The organism is Nonomuraea sp. NPDC005692 (genome assembly GCF_040631115.1).
In the GTDB taxonomy this organism is placed as follows: domain Bacteria; phylum Actinomycetota; class Actinomycetes; order Streptosporangiales; family Streptosporangiaceae; genus Nonomuraea.
This window is the reverse complement of sequence record NZ_JBEXYU010000008.1, coordinates 292,871-313,138: the sequence shown is the minus strand read 5'-3', so window position 1 is coordinate 313,138 and position 20,268 is coordinate 292,871. Positions and strand designations below refer to the sequence as shown.

Genomic DNA, 20,268 nt, shown 5'->3' with positions numbered 1-20,268 from the left:
GGCCTGCCCGCCGAACGCGTCGGATTCGCCATCGGGCCCGCCCGCTACATCCGCGCGATGGTGTCGTTCATGGCCAACTCCGTCCTGCACGCCCCCCAGCTCATGCAACGAGTGGCTGCCAGAGCACTGTCCTCAGGGCTGCTGGACCGGCTCGCCACCACGGCGATCAACCCCTTCTACCAGGCCCGCCGCCTGTACGCCGAACACCTGCTGGCCGACCTCCTGCCCGAAACCGTCACCTGGCGACTGCACACCGGACAGGGCGGCATGTTCTGCTGGCTGTGGATCGACCACGACTGGTTCGACGACATGGCCCTGTACCGGCTGATGAAGACCAAGAAGGTCTTCGTCGTCCCCGGCCGCCACTTCTTCCCAACCCCGACACCAGACGCCTCAGCGGCACACCACGCCAGACGATGCTTCCGGATCAGCCTCACCGCCGACGAACACGTGATCGCCGAAGGCATCGGAAGGATCGCCGAAGGCCTCCTGGAACTGCGCCGCGGCTCCTGAGGCTCGTGCCGCCCGGACCTGCCGCCTCCCATGAGCCCAGGCCCGGCGCGGCCCGCCACAATGACGCCGCTACTTGGCGAGGCCGAGCCCTCGGACCAGCACGGTGGCCGCCTTGGCGATCACGCTGTTGTCCATGGTCGCGGTGGGGTCGTTGCGATTGGTGTAGATCGCGATGATCACCGGCGCGCCGGAGGGCGGCCAGGCGACGGCGATGTCGCTGCCCGGCGCGTAAGCGCCTACGCCGCCCCCGGTCTTGTCGCCGACGACCCAGTCCCGCGGAACCCCGGCGCGGATACGCTCGGCGCCGGTGATGCCGGCCCGCAGCCAGTCGTTCAGCCGCTGCCGGTCCTCAGGGACGAGGGCGTCGCCCAGGCTGAGCCTCTGCAGGTTGCGCGCCATGAACGCGGGCTTGACGGTGTCGCGCTTCTCGCCCTGCTTCCAGTCGTTGAGCTCCGGCTCATAGCGGTCGAGCCGCCCGATCGGGTCCCCGAGCGAGCGGTAGTAGCGGGTCAGCCCCGCGGGCCCGCCGATCTGCTTGAGGAGCACGTTCGCCGCGGTGTTGTCGCTGGCGGTGACGGTCGCGTGGCACAGCCGGTCCGCGGTCATGCCGTTCTTGACGTTCTCCGGCCGTCCGGTGATCGGCGAGTTCGTGACCACGTCCTTGGCCGTCCAGTGCAGCGTGCGGTCCAGCAGGCCGGGGTCGGTCGTCCGGGCCTTGTTCAGGATGGCGCCGCACAGGATGGCCTTGAAGGTGGAGGCGCTGGCGAATCGTTCGCCGCCCCGGTAGGAGAGGGTCTTCCCGGTGCCGGTGTCGATCGCGTAGGCCCCGATGCGTCCCTGGTAGGAGTTCTCGAGCGCGCGCAGTTGCTTCTTGACGTCGGCCGTGCCGCCCACCGGCTGCGCGACGGCGGACGCCGAACGTGTGTCGGCCCCCGCCGAACCCGCCAGCCCGACGACGGCCGCCATCGCCGTGGAGGTCACCAGCACGGAGGCGCCCAGCCTGGTACGCAGCCCCCTGTGATGAACGTGTCCCATCCCAACTCCCCGATCTCGATCCGGATCTTCATGAGCGCGACCCAGAAGACCAGAGGCGGCAGCGGGATGTCCAATAGCGATATGAGACCCCGAACAATAAGGATTCCGATATTTCCCCAGGAAATCGGCTCCCGCACCTCGACGCTCAGGCGACGATCGCGGCCAGCTCCGCCCGCGACGAGATCCCCAGCTTGGGGAAGGCCTTGTAGAGGTGGTAGCCGACGGTGCGCGGGCTGAGGTAGAGCTGGGCCGCGATGTCACGGTTGGACGCGCCCGTGGCGGCCATCCGTACCACCTGCCTCTCCTGCGCCGTGAGGACGCTGAGCGGGTCGTCCGCCTGGCGCGGGGCCGCGGGCACGTCGCCGGTGGCGCGCAGCTCCGCGCGGGCCCGCTCGGCCCAGAGCGCCATGCCGAGCCGGTCGAAGGTCTCCAGCGCGGCGCGCAACTGGGCGCGGGCGGCGGCGCGCCTGCGCGCCCGCCGCAGCCACTCGCCGTAGAGCAGCCGCGTGCGGGCCTCCTCGTGCGGCTGGTCGCCCTGTTCGTGCGCCCGGACGGCCTCCTCGTACAGGTTCTCGTCGTCCTCGACGAGGGCGCGGCAGCGCAGCGCGACCGCCTCGGCGGACGGCACGCCGACGGCGGCCGCCCAGTCCAGGTAGTACGCCAGCGGCTCGCAGGCCAGCTCCGGCTCCTTGGCCCTGACCGCGGCCTCGATCCGGTCGGGGGCGGATAAGACGGACACGGGTGCGTTGGCGGGCGAAATCCTCTCCAGCATCCTCAGCGACGCCTCCGGACGGCCCAGCGCGAGCTCCAGCCGCCCCAGCCCGGCCACCGCCATCGCCTCGGCCGTACCGAGCCCGCACGCTCTCGCCTGGTCCAGCGCGGTCGCGGCCGCCGCCCGGCAGCCGAGCTCGTCGCCCAGTTCGCCGCGGGCCAGTGCGAGCAGCGCGGCGAGCACGACAGCTCCGTTCCGCTGCCCCAGGTCGCCGACCACCGCGATGCTCTCCTCCAGCCGGGACGCCGCCTCGCGATACCTGCCGAGCAACATCTGCGCCTCCATCCGGATCTCCACCGCGACGGTCAGCCAGCCCCCCATGTCGTGCGCCCTGCACTCGGCCTCGACGCGCGCCGCCACGGCCTCGGCCAGGTCGTAGCGCCCGATCGGCGCACACAGCTGGGCCACGAAGGTCAGACCCGGCACCTGCAGTCCGGACAGATCAGGAGCGAGCACCAGCCCCTGCATGAGCGGGACGGCGTCCGGCAGTTCGCCGTTGGCCAGCGCGGACAGCCCGAGCGCGCCGCTCACCAGCGGAGACCCCACCTCGGGCAGAGCCCTGAGCTGCTTCGCCGCCTGCGCCGCCAGGCCCGGGTCGCCGGCGTACCACGCGCAACGCGTCGCCTCCACGAGCAGGTAGGCCGCCCGCTCGGCGTCGAGCGGGGCGACCCGCTGCGCGCCGGCGATGATGAGCTCACCGGCCGTGACGGGGCTGCCCTGCTCGAACTCCCGATGGGCGCGCACCTGGATCAGGTGGGCGAGGGCCAGCGGGTTCTGGATCTCCTCACTGGCCCGGCCGGCCAGCGCGCCCGCGCGGGACCGCTGGCCCGCGTCGCTGGCCGCCACGGCCGCGGCGGCCAGCCGCACCGACCGCTTGGCGGTGTCGGGGGTGAGTTCGGCGGCCCGTTCGTAGGCCGCGGCCATGGCCGCATAGCCGGAACGCGTGCGCGCCCGCTCCGCGGCCGACTCCAGCCCGCCCGCCACGTCCTCGTCGGGCGTGGTCGTCGCCGCGGCCAGATGCCAGGCCCGGCGGTCGGCGTGCTCGCCGCCGTCGAGCACCTCGGCGAGCGCGAGATGCACGGCCAGCCGGGACGTCAACGGCGCGTTCCGGTAGGCGGCGGCCCTGATGAGCGGGTGCCTGAAGGTCACCGTGGCCCCGTTGACCGTGACCAGCTTGGCCTGCTCCGCCGCCTCCAGGTCCGCCAGCCGGGCGGAGAAGGACTCCGCGGCGCGCAGCACGATGCCCAGGTCGCCCGTGTCGTCGGCGGCGAGCACCGCGAGCAGAGTCTGCGCCGTGCCGGGCAGCGCCCTGATCTGCTGCTGGAACGCCGCCTGCACCCGCCCGGCGACCGGGATCGCGGTGAACGGGCTCAGCTGCCCGGCCTGCTGCTCCGCGGTGAACGTGGACGGCAGTTCGAGGAGCGCGAGCGGATTACCGCACGCCTCCGCCAGGACGCGGTCACGCACCTTCGGCGCCAGATCCCCGGCCGACTCGGCCAGCAGCGCGACGGCCGCCTCGCGGTCCACGCCGTCCAGCCACAACTCGGGCAGCCCCTGCGGGTCGAACTCCTCCCGGCCCGCGAACACCAGCGCGACGCCTTCCGCGTCCAGCCGCCGCGCCACGAACACCAGGGCGTCGACGGAGGCCCGGTCGAACCACTGCGCGTCGTCGACCAGGCAGAGCAGCGGCCCGTCGTCCGCGATCTCGGCCAGCAGGCTGAGCAGGGCGAGCCCGACGAGGAACCGGTTCACCTGAGCCGTCGCGCCCAGCCCCAGCGCGCCCCGCAGCGCCGCCGCCTGCGGTTCGGGCAGCGCGTCGATCCGGTCGAGCTCGGAACGCAGAAGCAGGTGCAGGGCGGCGTACGGCAGCTCCGCCTCGGACTCGATGCCGACCCCGTGCAGCACCCGCACCCCCGCGGCGCGTTCGGTCAGGTGGCTGAGCAAGGCGGACTTCCCGATGCCCGGCTGCCCGCGCACCACCAGCACACCACTGCGTCCGGACCGCGCGTCCGCCAGCAGCCGGTTCACCTGCGCCTGCTCCGCAGCCCGCCCATACAACATGGTCGAAAATCTACCGGAACGGACATTTGCCCCTCCGGCCTGGGAGCGGCGTCTCCGGTCAGGGCCGGAGCCGCCGTCCCGTGGCTGAGCAGTGACCGTGACCTGGCACTACCGTCACGATGACAGATTCGGCGCGCCACCGGCCTGCGTAGTTTCGACGGCAGCAGGGATGACGGCATCCCGCAACGACGAGAGGATCTGATCATGGCAGCCCTTGCCGCCGCGCCCACCACCACCGGCTCCAAGGCCGAGGCCAAGCTGCTGCGTTTCGCGCTCAAGCAGGACGCCATCGGGTCGGGCGCCAACGGGCTCGTCTTCCTGGCCGTCGCCGCGATCTTCGGCTCGATGTTCGGCCTGCCCGGCGCCCTCCTCGTGCCGGCGGGCGCGTTCCTGGTCGCCTTCGCCGCGAGCCTGCTCTTCCTCGCCGCCCGTCCGGTGGTGAACAGGGCGGCGGTGATCGCGGTGATGGTGGTCAACGTGGCATGGGTGGTGGGCAGCGCGGAGATGCTGATCGCCGGGTGGTTCCCGCTGACCGGTCTGGGCACCGCCTACGTGATCGCCCAGGCGGTCGTGGTGGCGGGCTTCACCGGCCTGCAGTTCGCCGGCCTCCGCAAGGCCTGAGACGAAGTCGGAAAGGACCATGGTTCTGGACGGACCCTGCCCCGACGTACGAGCCTCGGCCCCGTGGGATCCCCGCGGCGAGCTGGAGCGCTGGTCCAGCTCGACCGGCATCGTCGTGGAGGTGTGGGCGCTGCCCGCCGGGCCCCTGCCCGGTGGTGTCACGGAGCTCGTCCGGGCCACGATCCTCGACGTGCTGGAGGGCCTGGCGGGGGACGGGTCGGTGCGGTGCGTGAGCGTCGCGCTCACCGCGAACGCGCGCGGGCTGCGCCTGACGGTCAGTGGTGACGGCGACGGCCTGCTGCCGGAACGGCTCGCCGATCGCCTGCGCGTCAGGCGCGCCGGTTTCGCGGCGCTGGGCGGCGGGCTGTCGGCGAACGCGGTTCCCGGCGGCGGCGTCACCGTCAGCGCGGCGCTGCCCCCGTGCGGATCCGCCCCGATCAGTGGTTGAGGCGGTACGGCACCTTCCCGGCCGGGCCCCGGCCGAGTGACCGTGCACGGCGCGAGGATGATGGGATCGGCTCCATGCCCACAGTGATCACCGGCCTCGACCGGTGCATGCAGGCGGGGTCCCTGCTGCCGGCCGTATCGGCGATGACCGAGTTCGGCTCGGCGCTGCACGTCCTGCGCGACCCCGGTCACCACGGCCTGGAGGACTGGGCGGCGAGCACCCTCGCGGCGATGAGCCCTCGCCTGGCGGCATGGACCCGATCGTGGTGGTGGACGGCGCAGGCCATCAGAGCGGCGCCGTTCGTCACCCCCGAGCCCCCGGCGGAGAGCTTCGACGACCGGCTCGGACAACTGCGTGCCATGCCCGTCCAGGAGCTGGCGGGCCAGTTGCTGCGGCCGATCGCTCCCACGGGCGACCGGCAGGTCGCGCTCCAGTGGTCGCGCGCGCGAGATCCGGCGGTGGCGGCCCGCGTCGAAGCGCTCGTCAGGCGTCCGCAGGACGCGGCCGGGGATTTCCTCTCGTTCCTGCGTCACAGTTGGCAGGGGTGGTTCGAGGCCGAGTGGACCCGGATCCGGCCGGTGCTGGCCGGGCGGGCGCGACGCTTCGCCGACACGGCGTCCCGGCAGGGGCCAGGGCCCGCGCTCGCCGCTCTCGACCCCGCGATGGAGCTCGCCCCGGCCGGGGTGGCCGTACGCATCGCCAAGATCCAGGCCGCCCGTCATGACGTGTCCCGGCGCGGGCTGGTCGTGGCGCCCAGCACCTTCATCCGTCCTCACCTGTACGTAGCCGACGTCCCCGGCCGGCCACTCCTGCTCCTCCACCCCGTCGACACCGGCCTCCCCGTGCCCTCCGCCGCCGTGCTGCGGCGACGGCTGGAGGCCCTCGCCCACCAGGGCCGCCTGGAGGTCGCCCGGGCGATCGCGACCGAACCGCGGACGGCCGGCGAGATCGCGATGTTGTGGAACGTGGACCCGACGCAGGTGAACCGGCATCTACGCGCCCTGGCCGCGGCGGGACTGGCCACCGCGGCCCGGCAGGGACGGTTCGTGCGGTACCGGCTCGCCGCCGATGTCCTGGAGGAGCTCGGCAAGGACGTGCTGTCGCTGCTGCTGCGCTGAGCACGATTGATCAGATTCGTCAGTCCGCTGGCCGGACGGACGCAGTGGTGCTGAAGTCCCTCCCAACCACTTCATCGAGGGAGAACCACCGTGACGATCCTGTCTCCGGAAGAGGCGATCGGCCGCCTGCGTGCCGACCGGGACATCCTCCTCGCTCGCGTCACCGGACTCACCGAGCAGCAGCTCGACGCCGACTACCTGGTGGACTCGGGCCCGCTCGGCGACTTCTGCCGTTCCTTGCACGACCTCGTCGCGCACGTCCTGATGTGGGACGAGATCAACCTGGCGGTGCTGACGGAAGCCGCCGCCGGCCGGCCGCACTGGAGCCTCGATCCACGCTGGGAGGACCCCGCCGTCGGGCGGGCGCTGAACATCGGCGGCGTGGAAGCGGGCCGGCACCTTCCGGCCTCGCTGCTCCTGCACCGGTTCGGGGCGGTGCATGACGCGATTCTGGCGGACCTGAGCCGGTACGGCGCGGAGTCCTGGGACGCCCCCGGGCTCGGAGCGGTGGTGCAGAGGGCGTGGACCGTGCCCGGGAACCCGGCGTACTGGCACGCCGCCATCCACCTCGGCGTTCGTCACTGAGCGTCCGCGACGGGCGTGCACGGCTTCACGGGCGTGCCCGCCTCGGCCAGCCAGGCGCCGAGTCGCCAGGGCACTTGCGGGTCCCCGTTGTCGCGGAACTCCACCACGAGCGTCTCGTCCGGTCGGATGTACCGCGGGAAGATCTGGATCGTCCGTACGGACTTCACCCGGGTGGCCCTGAACGACCGCGACTCCTCCACGAGTGAACGCAGCTCGCTCGCGTTCGCAGCGGGTTCACCGCCGTAGGCCCCGTCCACGCCGGTGAACCGCGGGCTCGCGCACCGCGTGGCCGGGGCCAGGAAGGTCACGTCGGCCTTGATGCCCACCGCATCGAGCTTGGCCTCCAGGCCGGCGGGATCGCGCAGCTCGTTGACGGTGACCTCGACCGTGCCGTCCGGGCCTCTGGTCACCGCGTGGGCGGCGGGCCCGGTTCCGACGATCAACGGTGTGACGGTGAGCGCCGCCGCCACTCCGGCCGCGACCAGCAGCCGGGGGCCGGTGACGACGCGTCGCCGGGGGTGCATCCCGCGGAGCAGTCGCTGCCGGGCTCCGGCGAGTTCGTCCGGAGTGGCGGGGGGAACGGTCTGCCACATGGCCTTCAGTGCGTCCATCAGCGTTCTCCTTGGTTGCTCAGGGCTTCACGGATCCGGAGACGGGCCCGGTTGAGTCGCGAGGCGACGGTTCCCGGCGGGATGGACAGCGCGTCGGCCACCTCCTGGTAGCTCAGGTCGGCCCAGGCGACGAGCAGCAGCACGTCGCGATCGGCCGGTGCGAGCTCCATCAGGGCCAGCGCCAGCGGGCGGTTGACGGCCAGGGTGTTGACCTCGTCCTCGACCTGAGAGCCGGACAGCTCCGCCGGATGCACGCCGCTGCGAACGTAGGCGCGGTAGAGGCTCATCTCGGTACGCCGCCGCCAGCCGATCAGGTTCGAGGCGATGCCGTACAGCCACGGCCGGGCATCGGGGCGGCCTCCGTCGTAACCGCCGCGGTGCTGGAAGGCGGCCAGACAGGTGTCGGCCACGACGTCCTCCGCCTCGCTGGGGCCCAGGCGTCTGGTCACGTAACGGTGCAGGAGCGGCGCGTGCCGGTCGAACAACGTGGCGAAGATCTCGGGTTCGTTCAGCGATCTCTCGATGAGGAGCGCGTCGTCGACCTCGACTGCTTCGCGAGGGATTGTCATGCATACCGACCTTTCCTGGCGTATGCGGTCACCTGTACTTACCGCGCCAGGCCGAAATCCTTCACGGGGAACGCGGGCGGTGGCGGGGGTTCGCGGCGAAGCCCTTTGCCGTCAACCACACGGCGAAGACAAAGGTCTGCAGGGCCAGTGGCGCGTTCATGGCCAGGTAGAGCGGCGTGACCACGTCAGTCAGGCGAAGCAGCACCAGGAAACTCGCCGATACGGCTGCTGCGATTGCCAGGAATCCCCACCCGGACAACCATCGAGGGACGGATCTCGACCGCCACAGAATGCGGAACAACAGGAGATCTCCAAGGCTCAGCGAGAAGATCAATGCGACGTGATTGACCAGGTCGCGCGCCGTCCGCAGCAATTCGCCCACGACCTCGATGCCGGATGCGGCCGCAGCGCCGGCCTGGGTGAGTTCCTGGCCCAGCACGAGGAACAAGGGCAGCATGATGACGCCGATGAGGTGGAACGTCGCGGCGATCAGCCTGAACCCGACAAATCCCAAGCTGAGCGCCTCGTTCTCCGCCCTCAATAAGGGATACAGGTACAGCGCGAACCCGACATAGGCCGGGATCATGATGGACTGAGCGACTGCGCCGACGATGACCTGGCCCTCGTGTGCGGAAATGAGAGCGAGACGGCGTGGTTCGTCGACAGCGGGAACGACGCTCAGCGCGCCGGCGACCATGCCCAAGATGACCAGCGCGCCGGCGATTGCGGTTGCCCGCCTGTTCGTGTGCACGGTTCCCGTCCAGAGATCGTCGTGGTGGTCAGCCTGCGAGCAGGTCCATGCGGAGGAACTCGGTGATGCGGAGCAGCTTCGGCGGACGTGCCACCTCGTCGGGGAGGGCCTGGAACGCCTCGTCCGTCCCGACAAGGCGTGGGGCGGTGAGTTCCACCTCTCTCCCGTCGACCCGGAGCCGCGCATTACTGGCCGCCAGGACGTTCTGCACCCAGTCGGAGCGCGATCCGTACACCAGAACGAACAGGTAACCGCCGTCGACGGAATGCGCGTCGAGCGGCGTGCGGTACGTGGCGCCGGAAATGCGACCGACGTGAATCAGCACCGGCCATCGCCCGCCGGCTATCGCGCGGGGATTGAACACCTTCTTGTTCACGTGCCCCCACCATTTCGGCATCGGCATGGAAATCTCCTTCTCCGCGCTCCTTAAGCGCCAGGACAGCCTTACTGCTGTAAGGCCACTTACGGGTGTAAGGTTGGCTTACGCTTGTAAGGCTGTCAACCCGCCCACATCCCGGAGCCGTCATGCCGCCGCAACCGCTCAGCAGAGTCCTCGTCCTGGAAGCCGCGATCCGGGTCGCGGATGGCGGCGGCGTGGAGGCGATCACGATGCGCCGGGTGGCGCAGGAACTGGGCGTGGAGGCGATGTCGCTCTACCACCACGTGCCGAACAAGGAGGCGATCCTCGACGGCGTGGTCGACATGGTGTTCGCGGCGATCGAGCTGCCCGGTGCCGAAGGCGACGATTGGCGTGACGCGATCCGTACGCGAGCCGTCTCGGCACGCGCGGTCCTGTCGCGGCACAGCTGGGCCCTCGGCCTCATGGACTCCCGCCGCGACCCTGGACCGGCGACGCTGCGCCATCACGACGCCGTCCTGGGCGTCCTGCGGGAGGCGGGGTTCACGCTGCCGATGGCCGCGCACGCCGTCTCGCTGATCGACAGCTACGTCTACGGGTTCGTCCTGCAGGAGGCGAACGTGCCGATGGCGACGCGGGACGATGTCGAGGAAGTGGCCGGCGGCATCCTCCAGCAGCTGCCGGAGAAGGAGCTGCCGTACCTCACCGAGATGATCCGCGACCACGCCCTGCGACCGGGCTACGACTACACCAGCGAGTTCGGCTACGGCCTGGACCTGATCCTGGACGCCCTGGAGGCTCGCCGGAGTGCCCCGCGCTCGGGCGAATTCGGGTGAGCTTCTCGGTACGGGCGGCGAGCAGGCATGGGCGGCCGGCCGCCTCAGGGAGTGCCGTCGCCCTGCCGAGGGACCTCGGACGGGGCAGCCCTGCTTGTCGCGCAGCTCGCCGTGGGAGCGCGCGTCAGGTCACCTACCCGCCGACGGGGCGAGGACGTCGGCGGGGTCGGGGCAGAGACCGGGGCGGGGGCGGTTGGGCCTGATGGTGGTGTCAGTGGCGGTGATGGTTGTCGGGTTGTGCGGGGTCGCCAGGGTGTTCAAGGCCCGGCACCAGTCGCAGCCGGTGGGCGCGCGCGTGGTCGAGCCAGCGGACGAACGCCACCCTGCGCGCGGAGCCGAGGAGGCCGTCGGCGGGTGCGGCCGAGGCCGTACCCGGGTCCGGGGTCGGGTCGTGGCAGGCGACGAGGGTGGCGGTCCAAGGGCCGGCCGTCACCGTCCGGCCCGGTACGGCGGCGGCCAGAGCCTCGGCCAGGGCGACGGGCAGCGAACCTGGCTCGGCGTCGAACTCTCCGTCCGGGGTGCGTAGCCGCCATACCGGTCCGGTGGTCGGTCGTGCCGTGGCCTCCCGATACGCGGCCGCCTCCGACGCGGAGACGGTGACGTCGGCGGTGACGGCCTCGTAGACGGCGCGGACGGCGGCGCTGCCCTCGTAGGCCGCCGCAGCGATCGACCCCAGCTCAACAGCCGCCCGCTGGTCGAGCCGTACCGCGATGGCCTCGATGGCTCGCCGGCCGGGCCGTGCCGTGATGGCGTCGGTGGAGGGCTGGTCGGGCTGTACCTCAAGGGGGTCGGTGGTGGGCTGGTCGGGGCGGGGTGGTGGGGGCTTCTCCAGGGGGAGTCCGCGGGCTGTGGCCTCGGCGGCGCACAGGTGCTCGGTCAGCACCACCTGGGCCACCCAGCGCGTGAGCTGCCGGTCCTCGGCCGTGCCCGGTGCCGGAAGCGCCGCGGACCTCGGGCCGGCCCGCAGGGCTGCGAGCCGTCGGTCCAGCTCGGAGCGGGGGAGCGGGCAGCCGTCGAGCCAGCCGAGCACCGGCCCCACACCGGACGCGACCAGCTCGCCAGTGCCCGGTTCGCCGGTGACGGGCGCGTGCGCGGGGGTCGGGCGATCGGTCTGGGGTGTGGGGGCGGGGCGTGGATGGCTGGTGCGGTGAAGGTGGGTCACGGCGTCACCACCAGTTCGACGGTCGGGGCGTACTGGCAGCGGCCGAACCACATGACCTTGCCCAGGGCCCACGCGGAGCCAGGGGCGGCGTCGCGCGGTGCGGACACCTCGAACTCGGCGACCGTGCTCTCGCCGGCCGCCAGGACGAACCCGCGGACCGGGGCGGCGATCAGGTCCCACGTGCCCCAGGGCGAGACGACCTGCAGCTCGCCCCGGATCTCACCGTACGTGCGGTTGTGCAGCGCCAGCCCCAGCACGGCACGCCCGCCGGGAGCGACGCGCACCGACGGCGTGGTCACCTCCACCGACAGGCCGGTGTCGCGGCCGGGATGGTCCTTGCTGCCCTGCGCGGCCACCCAGTCCTCCGGGACGTCACCGGGCACGGGCAGCACGCCGGGCAGGTCGCCGACGGCGACGGTGACCACGTCCTCGACGGTCTGGCCGTCGTGCTGGATCCGGGCGGCGACGAAGTACAGGCCGGGCTCGACGTCCAGGGGAGGGGTCACCGTCACGGGGAACCGTACGTGCCTGCCCGTCACCAGCCGGTACGGGCGCCGGGTCAGACCGGCCGTCCAGCCCTCGGGGACGAGGATCTCCACGGCTCCTTCCACGTCGGCGTCGAGCAGGTGCGAGGAGAGCACCACCGACAGTTCGGCGGGCTCGCCCGCGGTCCGCACCAGGCCCGGCGACGCCGTGACGCTTACCGGCAGATAGCCCATCGGCGCCGGCCCTCGGTTGTGCAGCCAGTACCGCGCATGCACCGGCTGCGCCACCTCGGCCGCCGGCCCCAGCACCGCACCACCGGGGGCCGAGCCACCGGTCGGCAGGCCGGGCACGGCGATCACGGTGGCGACCTCGGCGCCGGTCAGCGCGACGGCGCCCTGGACGGGTTCGCCCCGCCGTTCGAGCAGGTCGGCGTGGTGCGCCTCGGTCAGGGCGAGCGCACCGGTCAGGACGGCGTCACGGCCGAGGCCGGTGGACTCCATCAGGCGCACGGTCACCCCGGAGGCCGGGTCCGCCACGGCGGCCGACCCGTGGGCGGTCGGGTTGCCGGCCGGCTTGACGGTGCCGACCAGCACCTCCCGGGCGGGCTCGACCTTCAGGTACGACCGGGTCGGCGGCAGCGGGCCCCCGTGCGGCTCGGCGATCACGGCGTACAGCGGATGGTTGAACTCCTGCCCCCGGGCGGGCAGCGTCAGCGTGCGCCAGTCGCCCTCGCCGGAGACCAGCGCGTAACGGAACTCGTGGGTCCAGTGCATGAGCTGGAAGCCCGCTCCGTCGGGCAGCGTACGGCGGGGCGGGTCGATCCACACCCCGGACGGCCACCCGCTGCACGAGCGCATCAGCGACAGGTGCAACGTGCCGGCCGGATCGACGGCGAAGCCCGGCAGGCCGTAGGTGAGCAGCGCGACGGTGTGGCCGGTGAGCAGCTCGGACGCCGGGACCGCGCCGGGGCAGGCGGAGCTCACGCGGGCGTCGGCCAGGTCGGCGGTCAGCGCGGCGGGATCGGTGGTGACCAGGACGGGCAGCGCCCGCAGGTCACGCAGGTCGGCGTTGGGCCGCCAGACCTCGCGCAGCGGCCGGGCGGCGGGCACCCAGACGCGCCCGTCCCGCTCCAGGACCTCGGCGTAGGCCGGGCCCGCGCGTTCCAGCAGCTCGCGCACCGCGTCGTTCTCCCGCGGCCCGCCGATCATGATGCGGAAGTCGGGGAGGTTGGAGTCGACGTCGAGCCAGCCGTACCTGGACCAGTCCGCCCCGGCCGTGGTCGCGGTGACCCCGGCCCTGACCAGCGCGACCAGCAGGTCGCGCACGTCGGCGGCGTCGTCCGGGCCGGGCACGACCACCTCCGCCACGCCGAGCGCCCGCTCGCCCAGCGGCCGGCCGTCGGGGCCGGTGAGGGCGACGCGGGCGGTGGAGCCCAGGCCGAACCAGGTGTTGGCGGGGTTGTCGAGCGTCCACGGCGCCTCGGCGGCGTCCACGTCGGGCAGGGCGAACCCGCGCCCGACCACGGCCCCGGCCACCTCGCTCACCGGCAGCGCGCCGGGCAGGTCGGCGGGGAAGCTCAGCCGCAGCAGCCGGTCCGCGCCGCGGTAGTCCAGGACGCGGGTGGCGAGGTCCACGTGATCCACGCCGTCCCAGAGCGTGACGGTCTGCTCGTAGCCGATGCCGTCCACCGTTCCGGTGATCACCAGGCGTTCCCCGAGGGGGCAGGTCTCGCGCCGCACCTGGGCCGTGCCCTGGGCCGCGCCGACGACCGGGCCCTTGGGCACCAGGTGCCAGGGGCCCTCGCCGAAGTCGGGGTGGGCCGGGTACTCCTCGTAGACGCGCAGCTCGTTGCCGACGCAGCCGGGCCGTAGCAGCTCGCGTCCCGCCTTCTTGTCCAGGACGGCGGACAGGCAGCCGCCGCGTTCGGGGTCGGCGGTGACGCGGTAGCGGGCGTTCTCGACGGTCACGCCGGGTGCTGAGGTCCATGCGGCCGCACCGGGGCGGGACGATCCCGGGAGGAGGCGCCAGGTGCGCCAGCCGGTCGCGGGCACGTCCTCGGCCAGGAAACGCAGGGTCCCCCGGTCCACGACGCACGGCACCTCCGCGCCGGCGTCGTCGAGCACCCGTCCGCCGTCGAGCCCGGCGGGCAGCCGTACGGCCACGGGCGCGGACCGGTCGAACGACAGCGTGTTCGCGACGACGACCGCGACGCCGTCGCCGCCGGTGTCCACGCGGGCGACGAGCGAGGCGAGCGAGACGTCGCGCACGGCGCCCGCCAGGTCGTACGCCTCGCGCCAGCCGGACAACAGGTCCAGGTAGACCTGGTCGGACTCGCTGCCGGTGATCGCGTCGTGGTGCGCCCCGTAGGCGAGCTGACGCCACACCTTGTCCAGCGCGGCCTCGGGGTAGGTCCCGAGCCCTTCGAGCGCGGCGAGGGTGGCCAGCTTCTCCGCGTCCACGGCGGCCACCTCGCCCGCCCGCTGCGCCTGCTTGGTGTCGATGTAGGAGACGTCCTTGCCGGTGTAGACCGGGTTCATGTCGCGGGTCTGCGGGCTGGGGCGGCGTCCGGTGGCCGCCAGCTCTGCCCGGACCGCGTCGAGGAAGTCGCGCGGGGTGGCGCAGACGAAGCGCGGCCAGACGTAGCGGGCGTTCCAGGAGCGGTGGATCCCGGTGACCCACTTGTTGGGCGGGGTGTAGTCGGTGCCCACGGGCAGCAGCAGGTTCCGCGTCGCCCCGACCGGCTTGAGCTTGCGGTACAGCTCGTACACGGCGTTCTCGGCGGCCGCCAGGTCGGGGGCGGAGTCCATCCACCAGCCGGCCGAGTAGTGGTGCGGCATGAAGTGCGTCAGCACGCCCAGCCCCGACGGGGCGATCCACTCGAACTCGCTCGGGAACTGCATCACCCGGGCGTCGTCCTTGGCCTCGCGGAAGTTCTTCTGGATCGGCCCCCACTGGTGGAACGGCCCGCGCGCCCACGCGCTCCCGGTCAGCCCCGCCGCGGCGAGGTATCCGGGGAACTGCGGGTCGTGCCCGAACGCGTCGAGCTGCCACGCCGTCGCCGGCTCGCCGCCCAGGATGTCGCGCTGGTAGCCGATGCCGTACACGATGTTCCTGATCGTGACCTCGGCGCCGGTCAGGTTGGTGTTGGGCTCGTTGTACGTCCCCCCGACCAGCTCGACCTGCCCGCGCTCCATCAGCAGCCGCAGGTCGGCCCGGCGCTCGGGATGCACGTCGAAGTACGGCTTGAGATAGTCGATCTCGGCCAGCACGAACTTGTAGACCGGGTCGCGCAGCGCCAGGTCCAGGTGCGCCTCCACCAGCGCGAACCCGTTGCGCTCCCACAGCGGGCGGGTGGTGGCGTCCCCGGACAGCAGCTCCCAGGGCGAGGTGTAGGCCGCCTGCGTGTTCCACCACACCGGGTCGTAGTGGAAGTGGGAGACCATGAACATCGTCCAGCCGGGCTCGGCCACGACCACCACGGCCTCGGCCCGCGCGCCGCCCGCCGTCACCACGACCGGCAGCTCGGCCCCCGGGACCGGGTCGGCGATCTCCAGCGGGACCTCCACCTCGCCCGAGCCCTCCGCCTCCCCGGACACGCCCGGGCCGGTGACCGCGACCCGGGCGGGCGGGCCGTCGAGCGTCACGCGCAGCACCTGGCGCGGGGCGTCCTCGGTGCCCGCGAACAAGTCCGTGGACTCCACGGAGACGATGGCGACTGACACGGTCTTCCTCTCTGGAAATCGATGATCTTGCGGTCGGCCCGCCGCTCACTCCGGGGCGAGGACGCTGCCGATCCCCCGGGCCGTGAGGTGGCAGGGGTCGTCGGCGCGGTCGCCGGCGACGATGGCCACGGGCCCGGCCTGGCGCAGCCGGACCCATGCGGCGTGGAAGGCGCTGCCCGGCGCGACCTCGGCCCGGCGTCCGGGCTCGGTCCGCAGGTCGACGTCGCACCGCAGGGCGGGACGCCGCGCCTCGGTACGGCCGCGGCGCTCGTCGATGATCGCGGCGAGCTCCTTGGCCGCCGGCTTGGGACGGTGGTCCACGGTGAACAGGCCCAGGTCGTACTCCCGCTCGGGGAAGTCGGAGAGGGAACGGTCCAGGTCGTGGGAGCACCACCAGGTGACGCCCCACAGCGCGGGGTTGACGGTCACCGCGTCGAGCGTGCGGCGGACGAACTCGGCGGTCCGGGCCTCGGGCACGTCGGGCCTGGGCACCCCGATCTCCTGCAGCCAGACGGGCCTGGCCGGGTCGAGCGAGGTGGCCGCGGCGAGCTCGACCAGGTAGTCGGCGTGCGAGACGGTGGCCGGGCCGAGCGGGCCGTCGATCGCGGAGACCCCGTTGAACACCCAGGAGTGCACCGTGGTCAGGTCGCCCAGGTCCACGTTGTCGGCGGGGTGGAAGGGGTGCTCGGGGTCGTACCAGGTGGCGTCGTACAGGGAGTGGAGGGCGAGCAGGCCGGGCGCGGCCGCACGCACCACCTCGATCAGCTCGGCGGCCCACGCCGTGGACGCCTCGGCGGTGGTGGCGTTGCTGGGGTAGAGGTTGTTGACCTCGTTGCCGAGCGTGACGGCGAACACGTTACCGCGGGTGGCGACGGCGCGGGCCAGCCGGTCGGCGTACGCGGCGACGGCGTCGCGCGCCCCGCGGTCGGTGAACAGGCTGCGCCGGTGCCAGGTGAGCACCCAGGAGGGCAGGAAGTCGAAGCTGGACAGGTGCCCCTGGAGCAGGTCCACGGCGACGGACAGGCCGAACTCGGCCGCGACGTCGATCACCGCCAGCAGGTCCTCCACGCCGCGCTGCCGGACCAGCCCCGGGTTGGGCTGGATCCATGGCCAGATCGGGAACACGCGCACGTGGTCCAGGCCGATCGAGGCCAGGTCTTCGAAGTCGCGGCGGACCGCGTCGAGCGACAGGTCGAGCCAGCTGTGGAACCAGCCGGCGGAGGGCACGTAGTTGGCGCCGTGGCGGATGGGGTCGAGCAGGGGCACGCGTCCTCCGGGGGTCGTACGATCTCCCGGCGGAGCCTAAAGCGATTTAGTCGCCCTGCCAAGTCCCCGGAGTCGCCGTGCTCTCCCGCACGGTCAGCCGGGGGGTCTCGGTCTTGACGTCCTTGCGCTGCTCCGGATCGGCGATGACCTCCAGCATCACCTCGGCCAGCCGCTTGCCGAAGGCGAAGGTGTCGCGGGAGAGCGCGGTGATCGCGGGGTGCGTGATCCGCGTGAGCACCGAGTCGTCGAAGGCCACGATGGACAGGTCGTCGGGCACCTTCACCCCCATCTCGCCGGCCACCCCCAGCCCGGCCAGGGCCATCACGTCGCTGTCGTAGACGATGGCCGTGGGCCGGCGGGGCCGCGACAGCAGCGCGCGCGTCGCGGCGGCGCCCTCGGAGTCGCTGAAGTCGGTGTGCACCGACACCGCCTCCTCCAGGGCCAGCCGCCCCGCCCGGTCACGCAGCGCGCGGGCGCGCCGCTGGGTGTGCCGGAACGCCGGCAGGCCCGCGACGTGCGCGATCCTGCGGTGGCCGAGCGCGGCCAGGTAGTCCACGATCGACAACATGGCCTCCCGGTCGTCGGCCCAGACGCTCGACAGCGACCCGTGCTTGCCAGGACCGCCCAGGACCACGGCGGGCACGCCGAGCTCCTCCAGCACCGCGATGCGCGGGTCGCGGACCATGAGGTCCACCATGACGAAACCGTCCACCCGGTGGGCGGAGGTCCACTCGCGGTAGATCTCCATCTCGGCCTCGGCGTCCTCCACGATCAGCAACTGCAGCGCGACGGCCTGGGCCGACAGCCCAGACTGCAGGCCGGACAGTAACTGGGCGAAGAACGGCTCCACGCCGAGGGCGCTGGCGGGCCGGGCGATGACCAGGCCCACCGCCTCCGCGCGCGCCCCGCCCAGGGCCCGGGCGGCGCTGTGCGGACGCCAGTTCATCTCCTTCGCGACCTGCAGGATTCGCGCGCGGGTGGCCTCTCCGACCCCCGGGCGGCCGTTGAGCGCGAAGGACACCGCGCCCTTGGAAACCCCGACCCGCTCGGCGATGTCGGTGATCGTCGGTCGGCGCACCACTGCTCCTTCACGAATTCGTCTCAGCTATTGACACACGAGTCTAGCCAGGTGAATAGTCCCGCAACTAGAGCGATTTAGTAACCAAGGAGAGCGCCATGCGTAGGTACTGGACGGGACCGGCGGTGGCAGCCGTCATGGTCGTCTCGGGCTGCGGCCTCGGCGGGTCCGGCGAGTCGGGAGCCGCCGCCCCGACCGCGGCGGCCACGGGAGAGGTGAAGGGCACTGTCAGCCTCCAGACGTGGGCGCTGAAGCCCAAGTTCACCGCGTACGTCGAAGGCGTCATCGCCGCCTTCGAGAAGAAGTACCCCGGCACGAAGGTCGAATGGCTCGACCAGCCGGCGGACGCCTACTCCGAGAAGGTACTCAACCAGGCCGCCTCCGGAACACTCCCGGACGTCACCAACCTGCCGCCGGACTTCGCCAGGCCCCTGGTCCAGCAGGGCATGCTGCTCGACGTCGCCGCCGCCGACCCCAAGCTCGCCGACGAGTACGTCGCGGGCGGCATCGAGGCCTACACCTTCCGCGGCCAGCCCGGCACGTACGGCTATCCCTGGTACCTCAACACCGACGTCAACTACTGGAACTCCGAGTTGATGAAGAAGAACGGCCTCGACCCGGCCAAGCCGCCGACGACGTTCGACGAGCTGGTCGAGCAGGCCCGGACCTTCAAGGAGAAGTCCGGCGGCAAGATCTACCTGATGAGCCGCCGCCCCGAGCTCGGCGACCTGGCCCAGGCGGGCGTGAAACTGATGTCCGACGACGGCAAGAGCTTCGTCTTCAACACCCCTGAGGCCGTCGCGGTGATCGACAAGTACCGGGCCGCCTTCAAGGAGGGCTTACTGCCGCGCGACGTGCTGACCGACACCTACGCGGGCAACGCCAAGCTGTTCAACGAGGGCACCGTGGCCTGGACGACGGCCGGCGCCAACCACATCATCGCCGTCAAGACCGACAACCCCTCCCTCGCGCCCAAGGTCGTGCCCTCGACCGCGATGGGCACCCCGCCGCTGTACGTGCAGGGCCTGTCGGTGTCGAAGAAGAGCAAGAACCCGGCCGCGGCGATCGCGCTCGCCCGCTGGGTGACCAGCGCCGAGAACCAGGCGGCGTTCGCGCACGAGGTCAGCGTCTTCCCCAGCACCAAGGCCTCGGCCGGCGACCCGTTCTTCACCCAGAGCGACGGCACCAACGCCGGCGACGCCAAGGTCATCGCCTTCAAGTCGCTGGCCACGGCCAAGATGCTGCAGCCGGTCGAGGTGACCGACGCGATGAGCAAGTTCATCCGCCAGCAGATCGCCCTCGCGCTCAACGGCGAGGTCTCCGCCAAGGAGGCGCTGGACGCCGCGGTCGCCAAGTGCAACGAGCTGCTCAACCAGTGATCACCCCCGCGTTCCCCGCACAGGGCGCCCTCCGCCGCCGGCTCACCCCCTGGCTGCTGGTGGCGCCCGCCGCGCTGTGGCTGTTCGTCTTCAACATCTGGCCCTCGCTGAACACGCTGGTGCTGGCCTTCACCAACGCCAAGCCGCTCAGCGGAGGGCACTTCACCGGACTGGCCAACTTCGGCCGCATGCTCGACGACGACCAGCTCGGCAACGCGCTGCTCAACAGCATCGTCTTCATGCTGGTCTGCCTGCCGGTGCTCACCCTGCTGCCGCTGCTGCTGGCGATCCTGGTGGAGAAGAAGATCCCCGGCATCACGTTCTTCCGCACCGCCTTCTACACGCCGGTCGTCGCCTCCGCCGTCGTGGTCGCGCTGATCTGGAGCTGGCTGCTGAGCGACCGGGGCCTGATCAACGGGCTCATGCAGGCGCTGGGGGTGCTGCAGGGGCCGCTGCCGTTCCTGACCGACCGGTGGCTGCTGGTCCTCAGCGCCATCACCCTGACGGTCTGGAAGGGGCTGGGCTACTACATGATCATCTACCTGTCGGCGCTCGGCAACGTGCGGCGCGAACTGCACGAGGCCGCGGCCGTGGACGGCGCGGGGGCCGTACGCCGCTTCTGGAGCGTGACGGTGCCGGGCGTGCGCAACACGATGCTGCTGGTGTCCGTGCTGGTCTCGGTGTCGGCCCTGCGCGTGTTCTCCGAGCTGTTCGTGCTCTCCAACGGCACGGGCGGACCGGGCGGGCGGGCGATGTCGCTGGTCATGCTGATCCAGATGTACAGCCGCGGCTTCTACGGGCACTTCGGCTACGCCTCGGCGCTGAGCATCCTGCTCTTCGTCATCACGATCGGCCCGATGCTCCTGCTGACCCGGCTCAACAGGAAGGCGGACTGAC

General features: G+C 72.0%; 18 protein-coding genes. 8 read left to right on the top strand and 10 right to left on the bottom strand.

Annotated features, from left to right (window positions below; all coding sequences use genetic code 11):
• A partial coding sequence (locus ABZ459_RS20400; protein WP_357972099.1) for an aminotransferase class I/II-fold pyridoxal phosphate-dependent enzyme occupies positions 1–513 on the top strand: 513 nt, incomplete at its 5' end.
• 69 nt (positions 514–582) lie between these two features.
• Here the strand turns inward: ABZ459_RS20400 and bla are convergent.
• A complete protein-coding gene (gene bla, locus ABZ459_RS20395) occupies positions 583–1,548 on the bottom strand; it encodes a class A beta-lactamase (protein ID WP_357972097.1) in 966 nt (321 codons plus the stop codon).
• A 145-nt stretch (positions 1,549–1,693) separates the two neighbouring features.
• On the bottom strand, positions 1,694–4,381 hold the full coding sequence (locus tag ABZ459_RS20390; RefSeq protein ID WP_357972095.1) for an AAA family ATPase: 2,688 nt from the start codon (positions 4,379–4,381) through the stop codon (positions 1,694–1,696).
• A gap of 204 nt (positions 4,382–4,585) precedes the next feature.
• Here ABZ459_RS20390 and ABZ459_RS20385 point away from each other — a divergent pair, with 204 nt between their 5' ends.
• The 4 genes from ABZ459_RS20385 (at position 4,586) to ABZ459_RS20370 (ending at position 7,153) form a co-directional block, all read left to right on the top strand.
• Complete coding sequence (locus tag ABZ459_RS20385) at positions 4,586–5,002, top strand: hypothetical protein (protein ID WP_357972093.1); 417 nt, start codon at positions 4,586–4,588, stop codon at positions 5,000–5,002.
• Positions 5,003–5,021: 19 nt separating this feature from the next.
• Entirely contained in the window at positions 5,022–5,450 is a 429-nt protein-coding gene (locus tag ABZ459_RS20380) for a hypothetical protein (RefSeq protein ID WP_357972091.1), read from the top strand.
• Between the two features lie 74 nt (positions 5,451–5,524).
• The gene (locus tag ABZ459_RS20375) at positions 5,525–6,568 is read left to right on the top strand and encodes a DUF5937 family protein (protein ID WP_357972089.1); all 1,044 of its coding nucleotides are present in this window, start codon (positions 5,525–5,527) and stop codon (positions 6,566–6,568) included.
• Between the two features lie 90 nt (positions 6,569–6,658).
• The gene (locus ABZ459_RS20370) at positions 6,659–7,153 is read left to right on the top strand and encodes a DinB family protein (protein WP_357972087.1); all 495 of its coding nucleotides are present in this window, start codon (positions 6,659–6,661) and stop codon (positions 7,151–7,153) included.
• On the opposite strand, the gene ABZ459_RS20365 is transcribed toward ABZ459_RS20370, so the two are convergent.
• The 4 genes from ABZ459_RS20365 to ABZ459_RS20350 all read right to left on the bottom strand — a co-directional run bounded on the left by ABZ459_RS20365 (position 7,147) and on the right by ABZ459_RS20350 (position 9,460).
• On the bottom strand, positions 7,147–7,764 hold the full coding sequence (locus ABZ459_RS20365) for a hypothetical protein (RefSeq protein ID WP_357972085.1): 618 nt from the start codon (positions 7,762–7,764) through the stop codon (positions 7,147–7,149). The genes ABZ459_RS20370 and ABZ459_RS20365 overlap by 7 nt on opposite strands.
• Positions 7,764–8,333 (bottom strand): RNA polymerase sigma factor, encoded by a 570-nt coding sequence (locus ABZ459_RS20360; RefSeq protein ID WP_357972083.1) that lies wholly within the window; start codon positions 8,331–8,333, stop codon positions 7,764–7,766. The genes ABZ459_RS20365 and ABZ459_RS20360 overlap by 1 nt, the downstream gene beginning before the upstream one ends.
• 61 nt (positions 8,334–8,394) lie before the next feature.
• Positions 8,395–9,084: a DUF4386 domain-containing protein gene (locus ABZ459_RS20355; protein ID WP_357972081.1), complete on the bottom strand. Its 690-nt coding sequence runs from the start codon at positions 9,082–9,084 to the stop codon at positions 8,395–8,397.
• Between the two features lie 28 nt (positions 9,085–9,112).
• Positions 9,113–9,460 carry a nitroreductase family deazaflavin-dependent oxidoreductase gene (locus ABZ459_RS20350; RefSeq protein WP_357972079.1) on the bottom strand — a complete coding sequence of 116 codons (348 nt, stop codon included), beginning with the start codon at positions 9,458–9,460 and terminating at the stop codon, positions 9,113–9,115.
• A 149-nt stretch (positions 9,461–9,609) separates the two neighbouring features.
• Between ABZ459_RS20350 and ABZ459_RS20345 the strand changes: the two genes are divergently transcribed.
• Entirely contained in the window at positions 9,610–10,278 is a 669-nt protein-coding gene (locus tag ABZ459_RS20345) for a TetR/AcrR family transcriptional regulator (protein ID WP_357972077.1), read from the top strand.
• A 211-nt stretch (positions 10,279–10,489) separates the two neighbouring features.
• Here ABZ459_RS20345 and ABZ459_RS20340 read toward each other — a convergent pair whose 3' ends face one another.
• Genes ABZ459_RS20340 through ABZ459_RS20325 form a run of 4 tightly spaced genes read right to left on the bottom strand, consistent with a single transcriptional unit; the run spans position 10,490 to position 17,992 of the window.
• Positions 10,490–11,440, bottom strand: a complete 951-nt coding sequence (locus tag ABZ459_RS20340; protein ID WP_357972075.1) for a hypothetical protein — start codon at positions 11,438–11,440, stop codon at positions 10,490–10,492.
• Positions 11,437–15,648 carry an NEW3 domain-containing protein gene (locus ABZ459_RS20335; protein ID WP_357972073.1) on the bottom strand — a complete coding sequence of 1,404 codons (4,212 nt, stop codon included), beginning with the start codon at positions 15,646–15,648 and terminating at the stop codon, positions 11,437–11,439. The genes ABZ459_RS20340 and ABZ459_RS20335 overlap by 4 nt, the downstream gene beginning before the upstream one ends.
• 45 nt (positions 15,649–15,693) lie before the next feature.
• Positions 15,694–16,914 carry a glycosyl hydrolase gene (locus ABZ459_RS20330; RefSeq protein WP_357972071.1) on the bottom strand — a complete coding sequence of 407 codons (1,221 nt, stop codon included), beginning with the start codon at positions 16,912–16,914 and terminating at the stop codon, positions 15,694–15,696.
• A 46-nt stretch (positions 16,915–16,960) separates the two neighbouring features.
• Complete coding sequence (locus ABZ459_RS20325; RefSeq protein WP_357972069.1) at positions 16,961–17,992, bottom strand: LacI family DNA-binding transcriptional regulator; 1,032 nt, start codon at positions 17,990–17,992, stop codon at positions 16,961–16,963.
• A 98-nt stretch (positions 17,993–18,090) separates the two neighbouring features.
• Here ABZ459_RS20325 and ABZ459_RS20320 point away from each other — a divergent pair, with 98 nt between their 5' ends.
• Both ABZ459_RS20320 and ABZ459_RS20315 read left to right on the top strand, forming a co-directional pair.
• Positions 18,091–19,371 (top strand): sugar ABC transporter substrate-binding protein, encoded by a 1,281-nt coding sequence (locus ABZ459_RS20320; RefSeq protein WP_357972067.1) that lies wholly within the window; start codon positions 18,091–18,093, stop codon positions 19,369–19,371.
• Positions 19,368–20,267, top strand: coding sequence for a sugar ABC transporter permease (locus ABZ459_RS20315; protein WP_357972065.1), 900 nt, complete (start codon positions 19,368–19,370; stop codon positions 20,265–20,267). The genes ABZ459_RS20320 and ABZ459_RS20315 overlap by 4 nt, the downstream gene beginning before the upstream one ends.
• The last annotated feature ends 1 nt before the right edge of the window (position 20,268 follow it).

Excerpts from the sequence above, each read along its gene's own strand:
- bla (WP_357972097.1), bottom strand. The coding sequence starts at position 1,548 with ATGGGACACGTTCATCACAGGGGGCTGCGTACCAGGCTGGGCGCCTCC.
- ABZ459_RS20390 (WP_357972095.1), bottom strand. The coding sequence starts at position 4,381 with ATGTTGTATGGGCGGGCTGCGGAGCAGGCGCAGGTGAACCGGCTGCTG.
- ABZ459_RS20385 (WP_357972093.1), top strand. The coding sequence starts at position 4,586 with ATGGCAGCCCTTGCCGCCGCGCCCACCACCACCGGCTCCAAGGCCGAG.
- ABZ459_RS20380 (WP_357972091.1), top strand. The coding sequence starts at position 5,022 with ATGGTTCTGGACGGACCCTGCCCCGACGTACGAGCCTCGGCCCCGTGG.
- ABZ459_RS20375 (WP_357972089.1), top strand. The coding sequence starts at position 5,525 with ATGCCCACAGTGATCACCGGCCTCGACCGGTGCATGCAGGCGGGGTCC.
- ABZ459_RS20365 (WP_357972085.1), bottom strand. The coding sequence starts at position 7,764 with ATGGACGCACTGAAGGCCATGTGGCAGACCGTTCCCCCCGCCACTCCG.
- ABZ459_RS20360 (WP_357972083.1), bottom strand. The coding sequence starts at position 8,333 with ATGACAATCCCTCGCGAAGCAGTCGAGGTCGACGACGCGCTCCTCATC.
- ABZ459_RS20345 (WP_357972077.1), top strand. The coding sequence starts at position 9,610 with ATGCCGCCGCAACCGCTCAGCAGAGTCCTCGTCCTGGAAGCCGCGATC.
- ABZ459_RS20320 (WP_357972067.1), top strand. The coding sequence starts at position 18,091 with ATGCGTAGGTACTGGACGGGACCGGCGGTGGCAGCCGTCATGGTCGTC.